This is a genomic window from Citrobacter sp. Cpo148 (assembly GCF_030332375.1).
GTDB classification, from domain to species: Bacteria; Pseudomonadota; Gammaproteobacteria; order Enterobacterales; family Enterobacteriaceae; genus Citrobacter; species Citrobacter portucalensis.
On record NZ_JAOWHY010000042.1, the window covers coordinates 277250 to 290648 of the forward strand.

Below are 13399 nucleotides of genomic sequence, written 5' to 3' on the forward strand. Positions count from 1 at the left end.
GACTATTATTTCATATCATTGTAATTTCAGTCGTTGATTTTGGCTCAGGGAGAGAAATATGAAGTTTTTAAAACGGGGCGTGGCGCTGGCGTTATTAGCCGCATTTACGCTGGCAGGTCAGCCTGCACAAGCGTACGAAAAAGATAAAACCTACAAAATTACCATTCTGCATACCAACGATCATCACGGTCACTTCTGGCGCAGCGAATACGGAGAATACGGACTGGCGGCGCAAAAAACGCTGGTGGACGGTATTCGTAAAGAGGTGGCAGAGGAAGGGGGCAGCGTACTGCTGCTTTCCGGTGGCGACATTAATACCGGCGTACCGGAGTCCGATCTGCAGGATGCGGAACCTGATTTTCGTGGGATGAACCTGATTGGCTATGACGCGATGGCGGTCGGAAACCACGAGTTTGATAATCCCATGACCGTACTGCGCCAGCAGGAAAAATGGTCCAAATTCCCGTTTCTCTCGGCCAATATCTATCAGAAAAGCACCGGCGAGCGTTTGTTTAAACCGTGGGCCATCTTTAAGCGGCAGGATTTAAAAATTGCCGTACTCGGTTTAACCACCGACGATACGGCAAAAATAGGCAACCCCGAGTTCTTTACCGATATTGAGTTCCGTAAACCAGCTGATGAAGCCAAACTGGTTATCCAGGAACTGAATATGGGTGAAAAGCCAGACATCATTATCGCGACCACCCATATGGGACATTATGACAACGGCAACCACGGCTCGAATGCCCCTGGCGATGTCGAAATGGCGCGTAGCCTGCCGGCGGGATCGCTGGCGATGATTGTCGGTGGTCACTCGCAGGATCCGGTGTGTATGGCTTCAGAGAACAAGAAGCAGGTTGATTACGTACCGGGTACGCCGTGTGCGCCAGACAAGCAAAATGGGATCTGGATTGTGCAGGCGCACGAGTGGGGGAAATATGTGGGCCGGGCGGACTTTGAGTTCCGTAACGGCGAAATGAAAATGGTCAACTACCAGCTCATTCCCGTCAACCTGAAGAAAAAAGTGACCTGGGACAACGGTAAAAGTGAGCGCGTACTCTATACCCCGGAAATAGCTGAAAATCAGCAAATGCTTTCGCTGCTGACGCCGTTCCAGAATAAAGGTAAAGCGCAGCTCGACGTGAAAATTGGTAGCGTCAATGCGCGCCTCGAAGGCGACCGAAGCAAAGTCCGTTTCGTGCAGACCAACATGGGACATTTGCTGCTGGCTGCGCAAATGGCGCGAACCAGCGCAGATTTTGGCGTGATGAGCGGCGGTGGCATCCGTGATTCCATCGAAGGCGGTGATATCACCTATAAGAGCGTACTGAAAGTACAGCCGTTCGGAAACATCGTGGTGTATGCCGACATGAGCGGGAAAGAGGTGATTGACTATCTGACCGCCGTGGCGCAAATGAAGCCGGACTCCGGGGCCTATCCGCAGTTTGCCAACGTCAGCTTTGTGGCGAAAGACGGCAAGCTTAACGATTTGAAAATCAAAGGCGAACCCGTTGACCCAGCCAAAACCTATCGCATGGCAACGCTAAGCTTCAACGCAACCGGTGGTGATGGCTATCCGCGCATTGATAACAAACCAGGCTATGTGAATACCGGGTTTATTGATGCGGAAGTGCTGAAAGAGTTCGTGCAGAAGAGCTCACCGCTGGATGCCAGTGTGTATGAGCCGAGGGGTGAAGTTACCTGGCAGTAACAGGGCGGAGTGCCGGATGGCGGTGCGGGCACCTTATCCGGCCTACAGGTCAGTGCGATTTGTAGGCCTTAAAGCTGCGCGCCATCAGGCAATCATTCTATAACCGCTTAATCGCGACGAGCGATGTCGGCGAATTTCGCATCCAGAATTTTCGCCAGATCGCCCGCTGCCAGTTCGATATCCAGCCCGCGTTTGCCGCCGGAAACATAAATGGTGTCAAACGTCTGGGCAGGGGCATCAATGAGCGTTGGCAATCTCTTTTTCTGTCCTAATGGGCTGATCCCCCCCACCAGATAACCGGTGGTTCGTTGCGCAACCATTGGATCGGCCATATCAACCTTTTTAGCTCCCAGCGCCTTAGCGACTTTTTTGAGATCCAGTTGACCGGCTACAGGCGTGACCGCAACTGCCAGATGCTTCATATCGCCATTCACGGCAACCAGCAGCGTTTTGTAGACCTGGTCCGCATTCAGACCTAACTTGCGCACCACTTCATCACCAAAGTTCGTCTCGGACGGATCGTGATCGTAGGTGTGGATCTGGAAAGAAATTTTGTTTTTTTCGAGTAATTTAACGGCGGGTGTCATAGCAATTTTCCTGGACCAGACAAAATACGACTCAAGCATACGCCTGATGTCTGTCTAAAAAATAGTACCATCTTGCGCAATAGTATTGGCAGGATGATGACTTTGAGCGACAATCGAACTACACCGATGCTTTAAGCATTGGGATCATAATAATGATGAAATTCCTCTTTGACGGGCCAATAGAAATATTGGCCATTTTTTTTACCGTAACATCTCCGGCAAATTTCCCTCTCCGTACAGATGTAGCGCGCCAACGGCCACGACGTAATGACCAGCAGGCATCGCCCTGAGCCGATCGCGCCAGGCTGTGTTGCGTTGATGCATCAATACGTCATACAACGACTGGCTAAAGGTATTGGGAAGCGCCAGTTCGCTATTGCGTGGCGGTGTTTTAAGCCACCAGCCCATCATCTGTTGCAACAATCTGGCATTGGTATGCCAGTGCGTCAGAGTATCGTCCAACAGAGCCAGTCCGTTATCAGGCAACTGACATAACAGCTCGATTTGACTGGATGCGCCCTCCAGTTCGATAACGGGTTTATGCGCTTGTTTTGCCGCTTTCAGCAATTGGTAATCAATCCCGTATTCTGCCCGTAGACCCAACTGCTGTGCCTGTGTCGCCTGTAATACCATGGCGATTTGCCACAACGGCTGAGTAGATAACAGCGATGGGGAAATACCCAGTTCGTTGGTGACTTTACGCAGGTTTTCTAACTGCTCCGGGCTGATACGTTCTTCGAGTGCGGCAAATGTAGGAAGGTTAGCAAACGGCGCGTCGTCACCGGAAACATCCGCTTCGACAATCAGCGCGTCGGCATGGTTGAGTTTTTTGAGTAATTTGGCAGGCAGAGGTGCCATATCGCGACTGCCCATGTGAATACTGCCAATCAGATGAAAATGGCGGTTGCCGGGCAATGAAATGTCGATGGCAGGCCAGGTATAGTGGTTGCCGCGTAGCGCGGTGAAAAATGTTTTTACCCGGTATAACAGATCCATACGACCTCCCTAAGTAGACTTTCATGCTAGCGCGTGGTCCAGGAAGGTGCAATGCGAGAATCGCCGGATGGCGACGCGAAATCGTCTTATCCAGCCTACAATGTTACCTGCACTTTGTAGGCCGGATAAGCGTGAGCGCCATGCGGTAGAGGGTTACTCTTTCGGTTTGAAGCGCAGCAGTCGGTTAGCGTTGCTCACCACAGTAATGGAGGAGAGCGCCATCGCCGCCCCGGCAACGACTGGATTCAGCAGTGTTCCGGTGAACGGCCACAGGATCCCCGCGGCAACGGGAATACCGATGCTGTTATAAATAAACGCGCCGACCAGGTTCTGCTTCATATTACGCAACGTTGCCCGGGAGATAGACAGTGCATCCGCAACGCCCATCAGGCTATGGCGCATCAGCGTAATCGCGGCGGTTTCAATCGCCACATCGCTGCCGCCACCCATGGCAATTCCTACATCGGCCTGAGCCAGCGCAGGTGCATCGTTGATACCGTCACCCACCATGGCAACCTGACGCCCCTGGCTTTGCAGACGTTTAATCGCCTCGGCTTTACCGTCCGGCAGAACACCGGCAATCACCTCATCAATACCGGCTTCTTTGGCAATAGCGTTAGCCGTGGTCGGGTTGTCACCGGTAAGCATCACCAGACGATACCCGTTGCGGTGCAGGCGCTGAAGTGCTGCCACGCTGTCGCTACGCAGCGGATCACGCACCGCTAACAGCGCCGCCGCTTTACCATCAATCGCCAACAGGACCGGGGTTGACCCCTGGGATGCCTGAGCGGTGATTTCAGCTTCCATTTCAGTGGTATCTACCTGTTGCTCATTGAGCAGCGCCTGGTTGCCCAGCAGCAGCGTATGACCTTCCGTTTCACCGCTTACGCCTAAACCGCGCAGCGTACGGAAACCATTGACCTGTGGCAGCGTAATATCACCGGCTTTGTCCAGTATCGCCCTGGCCAGCGGGTGACTGGAACCCTGTTCAAGGGCCGCAGCCAGACGAATTGCCAGTGCTTCATCGGTGTTGCCAAACGTTTTGATGGCGACAACCTGCGGTTTACCTTCAGTCAATGTCCCGGTTTTATCAAATACGACGGTATCAAGCGTACTGGCGCGCTGCAGCGCATCGGCATCACGAACCAGAACCCCAAACTCAGCAGCACGACCCACACCGGAAATAATCGACATTGGTGTAGCCAGGCCCAGCGCACAAGGGCAGGCAATAATCAGTACGGTAGTGGCAATCACCAGCGTATAAACAATTTGTGGTGCCGGCCCGAAGAAATACCAGATTGCCGCACTCACCAGCGCAATGACGACGACGACCGGAACGAACACTGAGGAGATACGGTCGGCTAGTTTACCAATCTCCGGTTTACTGCTTTGCGCCTGGCGCACCATACGAATAATGCGTGACAGCGTGGTATGGCTGCCAACGGCACTGGCGCGGAACAGAACGCTGCCGTCCTGTACGACCGTACCGGCGTGGACGCTATCGCCTTCGCCTTTTTGTTGCGGAATAGGCTCTCCGGTCAGCATGGCTTCATCCAGCCAGGCTTCGCCCTGAGTGATTTCGCCATCTACCGGAACGCGGTCACCGGTGGTCAGGCGCAGCAACATTCCCGCCTGAACGTCTGCCAGCGGCACGTTCTTTTCGCCTTCGTCGGTAACAACACGCGCGGTCGGCGGTGTCAGATCGAGTAATTTTTCCAGTGCTTTGGACGAACGCTGGCGAGCCCGCGCTTCCAGCATGTGCCCGAGGTTAATCAGACCGATAATCATCGCACTGGCTTCATAATAGAGGTGTCGCGCTTCCATCGGGAACCATTGCGGCCAGAGGTTGACGCTCATGGAATAAAGCCATGCCACCCCTGTACCCAGCGCCACCAGCGTATCCATGGTCGCGGTGCCGTTCATCAGGCTTTTCCACGCATTGCGGTAAAAGTGACCGCCCGCGAAAACCATCACGGCAAGCGTTGCCAGACCAATCGTCAGCCACAGGCTGCGGTTGTCGGCAGTGACCATCATGTTTTCGCCAATCATTCCCCATACCATGACAGGGATACCCAGCAGCAGCGCGACGGCCGCCTGCCAGCGAAAACGTTTCATGGTTGCTACGGCGGTTTCTTGCTGACGCTCGCGGCGCTTAACATCATCTTCAATGGCTTCTGCACCGTAGCCCGCTTTTTCCACCGCTTTCACTAACTGGTCGGCGGACGCACTGCCCATTACCAGCGCAGTACGTTCCGCCAGGTTTACCCGTGCCTGCGTGACACCCGGTACGCTTTGCAGAGCATCTTGTACGCGGATAACACAGCTGGCGCAGCTCATGCCGTTTAACAGCAACTGTTGGCTGTCATCATCAGCCGTAGCTGCCGGAAGCTCGGAAGGGACCGCTGCCAGTGCTTCCGACGGGATTGATGACTCCGTCAGCGGTTTAGCCTTTGGGTGGCTTAACTCCGCGCCGTAACCGGCTTGTTTGATGGTTTCAATCAGCGCTTCAGCACTGGCGCTCCCGGTGATGTGCGCTTCAGTCACAGTGACATCCGCTTGCTCAACGTCCGGGCGTTGCTCCAGACTTTCTTTAACGCGTTTTACGCAGTGACCACAGGACAAGCCGTCCAGGGTTAGATCGATTGTTTGAGACATAACCAACTCCTTTATTGCAGGATTAACTGACTGTGATAAAGGTTAAACCTTCCATCTAGGGGAAGGTCAAGGGAGTTTTTAGAAAAGGTGCAAAAAGGGCGTAAAGGAAGAAAAACGGGAACGTCAGGTCAGCACGTTCCCGGTCTGTTATTGATTGAGAACGATAAGCGGCGTTCGATGCTGCGGTTCATTCATCACCGTGAGATCGGCGCCGTACAGTGCATTTAGTGACGATTGCTGCAGAACATCCTGCGGACGACCGTTATCAACTATCCTGCCGCGTTCCATCAATACAACGCGGTCAGCATAGCGCGCCGCAAGGTTGAGATCGTGCAGGACGCAGCAGACGCTGAACTGTCGTTCACCTACCAGACGACGCAGCAGACGAAAAAGATGCTGTTGGTGGTGAATATCCAGGGCGGAGGTGGGTTCATCGAGAAACAACCATTTTGGCCTGGGTTCGGGCTCCCAAAGTTGAACCAGCAGACGCGCCAGCTGTACCCGCTGTTGTTCTCCTCCCGACAGGTGCCGGTAATCGCGCGCGGCCAGCGCCTGGCAGTCACACAACGTCATGATGTGCTCCGTTTCATCGCCCGTGTTGCGCGTACGATACGGATGCCTGCCCATGCGGATGACCTCCTGCACGCTAAACGGGAAGGCCATATGACTGTTCTGGCGCATCACGGCACGGGTTTTTGCCAGCTCGGTGATTGACCACTCGTTCAGCGGCTTGCCAAACAAGCTACAACGCCCGCTGTGGGGCTGCAGATAGCCCGTAAGCTGGCGAAGCAGCGTCGATTTTCCGGCCCCATTCGGGCCAAGAATCGCGATGATTTCTCCATCAGGTAGCGTCACGGAAACGTCATCGGTCAGTCGTCTGCCCTGAATGTGGTAGACCAGATTTTCAGCGACGATCATGACATCCTCCGGCTACGCAGTATTAACCACAGGAAATACGGTCCACCGATCAGGCTGGTTAACAGACCAACGGGCATTTCGGCAGGCTGAACAAGTGTGCGGGCCAGCGTGTCGGCAATCAGAAGTAAACAGGCACCGGCCAACGTAGAGCAAGGAATCAACCAGCGATGATCGGCGCCGGTAGTCATTCTGATCAGATGCGGGATCACCAGGCCAATAAAGCCAATCACGCCGCTGACGGAAACGGCAGCGCCAACCAGGAGCGAGCTGAGCAACAGTAACTGCTGGCGCTTACGTTTGACGTTTACGCCGAGGTAATGCGCCTCTTCATCACCCAACTGCAGCAAATTAAGCGTTCCCGCCATACAGACGGTGACTGCAATGGCTGGAAGAACAAACGTGCTGGCAACCAGCAGCGTTGGCCACTGGGCCTGGCCGAGATTCCCCATCATCCACAGCGTAAGTTGACGTAGCTGCTGTTCGTCGCCCACATAGCTCAGCACACCAATAGCCGAACCGCACAGAGCATTGATAGCGATACCTGCTAACAGTAGTTGCATCATTCCGCCGTGGTTATGACGCTGACTTATCAGGAAAATAATCGTGCAGACCACCATGCTGCCCGCGACGGCAAAAATCATCTGCTCATACAACACCAGCACTACGGGGAATGAAAATGGGATAACTATCGCGATGCCGACCATCAGCGCGGAGCCGCTGCTGACGCCAAGCAGGCCGGGATCGGCCATTGGATTGCGAAAAAGTCCCTGCATAATGACCCCTGCCGTAGCCAGCGCAGCACCGACCAAAACGGCCAGCAGTACGCGGGGCAGGCGGATGTTCAACCAGATATCTCGGTATTCGTCGTTGAACAGGGCGCTGAAGCTAATGTTCAACGCCCCCTGGCTGGCACCGAACAGCATCAGAGCGACCAGCAAGAGAGAAAGGCCCGTCAGAATGCTGACGGAAGAAAGCGAGTCCTTAAGCACGCAACGCTCCATAACGTCTTTGCGGCGCGAAGTTTCCGCGCCGCGAGGGGTTTACGCGGGTTTCAGTCCCGGCTCAACTAAACTGTAAATCTGGTTATTGAGTGTCGGCGCCGTGGCCAGTTCGTGAATGTGCCTGGCAACATCCGCGCGCATCACAAAGCCATGACACTCCTCGGCCTGTATGCGTTGCGCCAGACCTGTGGCTTCACCATTCAGCAAACCGCCGGGGCGGAGAATGGCGTAGTCCAGTAGACTGGTTTGTAGCCAGCTTTCAGCCAACGATTTTTCCCGTACGGCCTGGCCAAATGCGGCCCTGGCGCGTGGGGACAAAAAGGGCCAACTGTCGCCACAGCCCAGAGAGGTAACCAGAATCATGCGTTTGATCTCAGCTTTTTCTGCTTCATCAATGACGGTTCTGTGCGCCAGATAATCCTGGGCACCGCCCATGGAGGAGATCACCGTGGCATGCTGACCCGCTGCGCGACAGGCGCAGGCGGTGACCTGGCTGTCGCAGGCGTCGCCAATAAAGACCTGCACACCTTTTTCCTGCAGCCCGGCAGCAACCTGGGGATTGCGAACGACAGCAATCACCGGACGATGCTCCGCCAGTGCGAGCTCCAGCGTTTTCGCGCCGACGCCGCTTCCACCTGCACCAAAAATAAGCCATGGAGCCATCAGGCATGTTCCTTTAAAGATGAAGACAACGTGTGAAAGGCGCTGACTTGTTCGGCCAGCAGCTGTCGATGCTCATCGCGACCGAGGAAAATTTTGAACATAGCGCTACCCGCCTGGTTGAAGAAGAGAATGGACGCAGTGTCCATTCCCATAAATTTGCGTTCAATCAGGGCAATATGCGTGCAGTTTTCTGCCTTGATATGACCGGTCATGCCTTTTTTGCCGCGCAGGTTGAAGTAACCGTGGCGGTGGAATCCGGAAGGTAATTCACCGGTGAATTCCAGAATGACATCAGCAGTATGGACCAGGGTGGTGACTTTGCCCCATTCGCAGACGGTTTCCCAGACGGTATCAAATTGACTGCCGGAAACCAGCGTTGGGGAAGGGAGGTTTTTCACCACCTCCAGCAATGTAGTGTTGTACTGGGCTGCGATAGCTTCCAGCGTACCGTCCGGCTCAGTTTTCAAAAAATCCTGTAAAGAGACATGGCTCATTATTCACTCCTTTTATGGTTGCTCTACCGCAATGCGCGGCGCGTTAAGTTCCTGAATCAGTTCATCAAGAGACTGCAAAATATTGCTCGCCCAAAAACGCCCTTCATTGGTCAGGCGTACACAGGTGCTGGCATCTCGCGTCAGTCCTGCGTGATGCCATTGGGTCAGTAGCGGGGCCAGTTTTTGTGCATGAGGCGTCAGCTCATCCAGCGGAATGCGGGCCGTCTCAATACCGGCCTGGAGAGTGTGTCGCCACTGGAAACCACGCTCGGCGGTGCGCATCATCATCATTAGCGGTTTTTTTCCGGCGGCGATAGATTCATGCCATGTATTCAGGTTGCGCTCGACCATCCAGGAATAGCCATTGACTGACCCTCCTGCGCCAGAGCCGAATGCCAGACAGTCTGCACCCTGTTTAATCAGCAGGTTGTACAGATTGCGTTCCCGTGTGGTACGCGCCCAGTGGCTGTTGCTGATGCAGCGCCAGCCCGCGCTGTCCATGAAATCGCAGCCCTGAAGATAGAGATCGCGGCGTTCGGCGGGAGAGGGAACGGTTGTGCGCCCGGTTTCAACCGCTTTGCCAAGCGGTGTATTAGGGATCAGATTCAGCGCATAAAGATCTACGCCGTCGAGGCCGATGTCGCGGGCAATCGCCAGATCCTCGCCCCACAGTTTTGCGTCTTGTCCTGGCAGACCAAACAGCAGATCGCACACCACGGCGGCACGATCTCGTTTTACCAGTCCCTGCATAAAGGCCGTCGCGGTCGGGCCGTCCGAAGTACGCGCCATTTTCTTGCGGATTCGGCTGTTAAAAGACTGAATACCGATTGAAAATCTATTGGCGCCAGCGTCAAGGCAGGCATCAATTCGCGCATCGTCAAAATTGAGCACCCGTCCCTCAATGGTGATTTCGCAGTCCGGCGCCAACGGTAGCTTGTCACGCAGCGCGGTAATGATTCTGGCCAGGTCCTGTGCAGACAGCGCAGAAGGCGTACCGCCGCCAAAATAGACGGCGTGAATGGGGGCCGACTGATGTAATGCGCTATCAGCTTCCATCTCTATTTCGCGCAACAGCGCGTTGGTGTAGAGGGCGCAGTTGTCTTCTTCAAATCGGTTTTGATAAAAACCGCAGAAAGTACAATGTGTTGCACAAAAAGGAATATGCAAGTACACCAGCCGTTTACGCGGTGGGGTTGGCTGGTTGATGACCTCCTGCCAGGTCTGTGACAATAGCTCTTTGGCAACCGGGATCGCCCCACGCCAGGGCATCGTGGCGCGGCGATCCTTAAATGGCTGACTTCCCTCGAGCGCAAAATGCGCGGTGAGATCCAGCGAATGTTCAGTTTTCATTCTTCTTAATAAATCCAGTTAGTGAGGCCAGAATTGCTGGTGCAGGGCTTCAACCGCATCGGCGACGCGTGGTCCCATTCCCAGAATCAGCGCCTGGTCTACCGCCACAATGCGCTGGTTTTTCCAGGCCGCAGTGTGGGTAATACCGGCAATCGCGCTCAGGCGAGCCAGACCGCCATCGACCATTTGCGACGTCACCACGATCACCTCCGGGTTGGCGGCGATCAGTGACTCCGCGCTGTAGCTTTTATACTGCGCATGGGTGGCGACATTTTGTGCGCCTGCGAGGGTCATAATGGCATCGGCAACGCTGCCTTTTCCGGCGATCTGAGGTGCGCTGCCGCCAGCAGAGAGAATGAACATGGCTTTGACCGGCGCGTTTTTCGCCGCCACGCTGTGCTTAATACGCTCCAGACGTTGCTGCAGGCGATTGACTAGCGCCTCACCTTGGTCAGGAATGTGCAGTGTTGTAGCCAGTTCTCGAATGTTGGCGTACATCTGTTCGACGGTGGCCGGTACGCGCGGCAACGTCACGACGTTAACCTTTTGCGCCCGCAACTGATCCAACACGATTTGGGGACCTGCATCCTGCCAGGTGATAAAGCTGTCCGGATGGAGCGACAAAATGCCCTCGCTGCTTAACTGCTTCCAGTAGCCGATATGCGGGAGTGCGGCAGTTTCGGGCGGATACGAGGTGGTTTCATCAACGCCAACCACCCGGTTGCCGACGCCCATGGCGTATACCAGTTCACTAAGCGAGCCGCCCGCCACCACCAGGCGGTCGGCGGACTGGGCACTGAAAACGCAGGCGAGGCTCAGTAAGCCAATCATGAGCTTTTTCATCGTCAGAAATTCCACGCAAAGCCAACGGCGGCATTGAAACCAGCATCTGGAATAGATTCATGTGCGGTTCTGTAACGCTTATCGGTCAGGTTGTTGAGCGCGAGGTTGACCTGATACTGGTCCTGCGGACCGAACTCGGTGTTGAATGCGAGGTTAAGTGTGGCCCAGCCTGGGTAGTTGATTTCCGTGGTGCCGGTATTATCTTTAGCGCTGGACGCCGCGCGGATAAAGGCATCGGACGTCACGTTAGCGACATTCATCAACCAGGTATGTTTCAGGCCGACACGCCCGGTCAGCGTGGGTTCGCCGGTATCCCAGGTTTTTAGGGTATTGCCTTCGTACTGACGGCGAATGAGATTACCGCTCAGGTAAGGTGAAACCGCCCAGCCGTTGTATTCTGCGGTGAGTTCCATGCCCCATGTTTTGGCCCGATCGATGTTTTCGTAGTAGTAATAGCCGCCCCGTGAAGAGGTGGTATTACCGCTGCAAACGGGTTGGCCTGAACAGGCCAGGCTGGCGATATAGTCTTTGGCTTCGGAGTAATAAATGGCGCCGTCAATCAGCCACATATTCCCTTTATACCGTGCGCCCAGCTCATAGTTATTCGAGTGTTCCGCCTTCAGGTTTGGGTTGCCGTAGGTCACGCTTCCGCCTGCGGACGTCTGCATAAACAGCTGAGTCAGCGTGGGGAAAACATAGCCCTGGGCATATGCTGCCCGGAGTTCAAGATCTTTAAAACCGGAATAGCGTAGGCTGGTTGAGGTCACCAGTTCATCATCGTGTACTGAATTTCCCCCGGTGGAATGCCAGGTGCTGCCGCTGCTTTGCAGGGTTTGCGTATCGTTGCGATTGAGCTTCGAAGACAGCCAGTACTGGCGTGCGCCTACGGTCCAGGTCCAGTCATCGGCAAAGCGCCAGTCGTTTTGCGCGAACAATGAGGTGTTGCTTTGCTCCGCTTCGTTGTATGACAGGGTGCGGGTTTGCGTATCGAAGAAGCCGGTAGCTGCGGTCTGGCGCGTACTGCCGTCCGTGTCCTGTTTGATTTTGTCATGCTGATATTGAGTGCCAATTACCAGCTCGTTGTTCGCGGGAAGGGAGAAATTGCCCTGCAGCGTTACCCCCTGGGTATACTGTTTGTCGTTGGTATTGGTTTGATTGTTTATCGTCAGCGCTTTAATCGCCGGGCTGGGGATTACCTGAGTCGTTTTGACCCGGTTTTCAAATTTGCGCTCTATTGTCTGGGTGTATGCGTCAACATGGATTTTCTTCAGGTAATCCCCGCCAGCCGCGTAGTCGTAGAAAAGACCAATTTTCTCGCGTTCCAGCTTAGGTATTTTGACGCTAAAGTCGTCGAACTGGCCCTCTGGATCGTCAAACCAGGTTTGAGTAGACAGTTTGTAACGATCGAGGGAGAGTCCGATTTTATGGCGATCGAAATTGTAGCCAAGCCACACGCCCTGGCCGTTATTACGGAAATTGGTGTCGGGCAATCTCCCGTCAGGTGTATCGCGGTCCCCCTGGTCGGAATAGCTGCCATTGATGCGGTAGTCAAAGTTTCCGATGCTGCCCCAGGCTGCTGCTGATTCTTCCCATCCTGCCGTTGCGGAGTTATAAACGGCCTTAACGCTGCCGCCGAGAGGCTTATCGCCACCTTTTTTCGTAATAAAGTTTACGACACCGCCAATCGCCTGCGAACCGTAAAGGACAGAGTAGGGGCCTTTTACTACTTCAATCCGTTCCAGCGCGGATTCGTCAATCAGCAAACCGGCCCCGTAGTTTTGCCCGGCGCGCTGGTAGCTGACGACCTGGCCGTCGATCAAAATCAGCACCCGCGAAGAGGCTTCGCCACGGATACGAATTTGTTTCCGGCCAGCGAGGGCGTTATCGGTGACTTCGACGCCGGGAATATCTTGTAAATCATCAGCAATAGAAACGCTGGTGGAGTTTTGCAGCGTCTGGCGATCGATAACCTGAATAGTTGCCGGGCTATCCCAGAGACTACTTTCAGAGCGGTTAGCCGTGACGATCACCGTATCATCGTCGGGCGTTGAAGCGTGTGTTGTAGAGGTAGCTGCAGAAGCAGCGCCGGACATGCATAATGTCAGGGCTGAAAGAATAAATGGCCTTTGGTTAATCCGTGGCAACATAAGAGAACCTTTATTAAATGTAAATGATCATCAT

At 54.4% G+C, this 13399-nt stretch carries 11 protein-coding genes; 1 reads left to right on the forward strand and 10 read right to left on the reverse strand.

All coding sequences use genetic code 11. The annotated features are described in order from the left end of the window. Positions 1–58: 58 nt before the first annotated feature. On the forward strand, positions 59–1711 hold the full coding sequence (ushA, locus tag OGY10_RS07955; RefSeq protein WP_286576598.1) for a bifunctional UDP-sugar hydrolase/5'-nucleotidase UshA: 1653 nt from the start codon (positions 59–61) through the stop codon (positions 1709–1711). A gap of 107 nt (positions 1712–1818) precedes the next feature. Here the strand turns inward: ushA and ybaK are convergent, their stop codons facing one another. The 10 genes from ybaK to OGY10_RS08005 all read right to left on the reverse strand — a co-directional run bounded on the left by ybaK (position 1819) and on the right by OGY10_RS08005 (position 13365). Continuing rightward, entirely contained in the window at positions 1819–2298 is a 480-nt protein-coding gene (gene ybaK / locus OGY10_RS07960) for a Cys-tRNA(Pro)/Cys-tRNA(Cys) deacylase YbaK (protein ID WP_003831056.1), read from the reverse strand. A 201-nt stretch (positions 2299–2499) separates the two neighbouring features. Then, on the reverse strand, positions 2500–3294 hold the full coding sequence (locus tag OGY10_RS07965; protein ID WP_060682642.1) for a TraB/GumN family protein: 795 nt from the start codon (positions 3292–3294) through the stop codon (positions 2500–2502). 153 nt (positions 3295–3447) lie between these two features. Then, positions 3448–5949, reverse strand: a complete 2502-nt coding sequence (gene copA, locus OGY10_RS07970) for a copper-exporting P-type ATPase CopA (protein ID WP_267445349.1) — start codon at positions 5947–5949, stop codon at positions 3448–3450. A 147-nt stretch (positions 5950–6096) separates the two neighbouring features. After that, positions 6097–6867, reverse strand: a complete 771-nt coding sequence (locus OGY10_RS07975) for a heme ABC transporter ATP-binding protein (protein WP_048235959.1) — start codon at positions 6865–6867, stop codon at positions 6097–6099. After that, a complete protein-coding gene (locus OGY10_RS07980; RefSeq protein WP_048235958.1) occupies positions 6864–7856 on the reverse strand; it encodes a FecCD family ABC transporter permease in 993 nt (330 codons plus the stop codon). The genes OGY10_RS07975 and OGY10_RS07980 overlap by 4 nt, the downstream gene beginning before the upstream one ends. 51 nt (positions 7857–7907) lie before the next feature. Further along, complete coding sequence (gene chuY / locus OGY10_RS07985; RefSeq protein WP_100272828.1) at positions 7908–8531, reverse strand: anaerobilin reductase; 624 nt, start codon at positions 8529–8531, stop codon at positions 7908–7910. Next, the gene (gene hutX / locus OGY10_RS07990; RefSeq protein ID WP_032942563.1) at positions 8531–9025 is read right to left on the reverse strand and encodes a heme utilization cystosolic carrier protein HutX; all 495 of its coding nucleotides are present in this window, start codon (positions 9023–9025) and stop codon (positions 8531–8533) included. The genes chuY and hutX overlap by 1 nt, the downstream gene beginning before the upstream one ends. A 12-nt stretch (positions 9026–9037) precedes the next feature. After that, the gene (hutW, locus tag OGY10_RS07995) at positions 9038–10375 is read right to left on the reverse strand and encodes a heme anaerobic degradation radical SAM methyltransferase ChuW/HutW (protein WP_008783980.1); all 1338 of its coding nucleotides are present in this window, start codon (positions 10373–10375) and stop codon (positions 9038–9040) included. An 18-nt stretch (positions 10376–10393) separates the two neighbouring features. Further along, on the reverse strand, positions 10394–11218 hold the full coding sequence (locus tag OGY10_RS08000) for a heme/hemin ABC transporter substrate-binding protein (protein WP_032942568.1): 825 nt from the start codon (positions 11216–11218) through the stop codon (positions 10394–10396). Positions 11219–11220: 2 nt separating this feature from the next. After that, the gene (locus OGY10_RS08005; protein WP_100272827.1) at positions 11221–13365 is read right to left on the reverse strand and encodes a TonB-dependent receptor plug domain-containing protein; all 2145 of its coding nucleotides are present in this window, start codon (positions 13363–13365) and stop codon (positions 11221–11223) included. Between the last annotated feature and the right edge of the window lie 34 nt (positions 13366–13399).

Coding starts and splice junctions, on each gene's coding strand:
- hutW (WP_008783980.1), bottom strand. CDS start 10,375: ATGAAAACTGAACATTCGCTGGATCTCACCGCGCATTTTGCGCTCGAG.
- ushA (WP_286576598.1), top strand. CDS start 59: ATGAAGTTTTTAAAACGGGGCGTGGCGCTGGCGTTATTAGCCGCATTT.
- hutX (WP_032942563.1), bottom strand. CDS start 9,025: ATGAGCCATGTCTCTTTACAGGATTTTTTGAAAACTGAGCCGGACGGT.
- OGY10_RS07975 (WP_048235959.1), bottom strand. CDS start 6,867: ATGATCGTCGCTGAAAATCTGGTCTACCACATTCAGGGCAGACGACTG.
- copA (WP_267445349.1), bottom strand. CDS start 5,949: ATGTCTCAAACAATCGATCTAACCCTGGACGGCTTGTCCTGTGGTCAC.
- chuY (WP_100272828.1), bottom strand. CDS start 8,531: ATGGCTCCATGGCTTATTTTTGGTGCAGGTGGAAGCGGCGTCGGCGCG.
- ybaK (WP_003831056.1), bottom strand. CDS start 2,298: ATGACACCCGCCGTTAAATTACTCGAAAAAAACAAAATTTCTTTCCAG.
- OGY10_RS07965 (WP_060682642.1), bottom strand. CDS start 3,294: ATGGATCTGTTATACCGGGTAAAAACATTTTTCACCGCGCTACGCGGC.
- OGY10_RS08005 (WP_100272827.1), bottom strand. CDS start 13,365: ATGTTGCCACGGATTAACCAAAGGCCATTTATTCTTTCAGCCCTGACA.
- OGY10_RS08000 (WP_032942568.1), bottom strand. CDS start 11,218: ATGAAAAAGCTCATGATTGGCTTACTGAGCCTCGCCTGCGTTTTCAGT.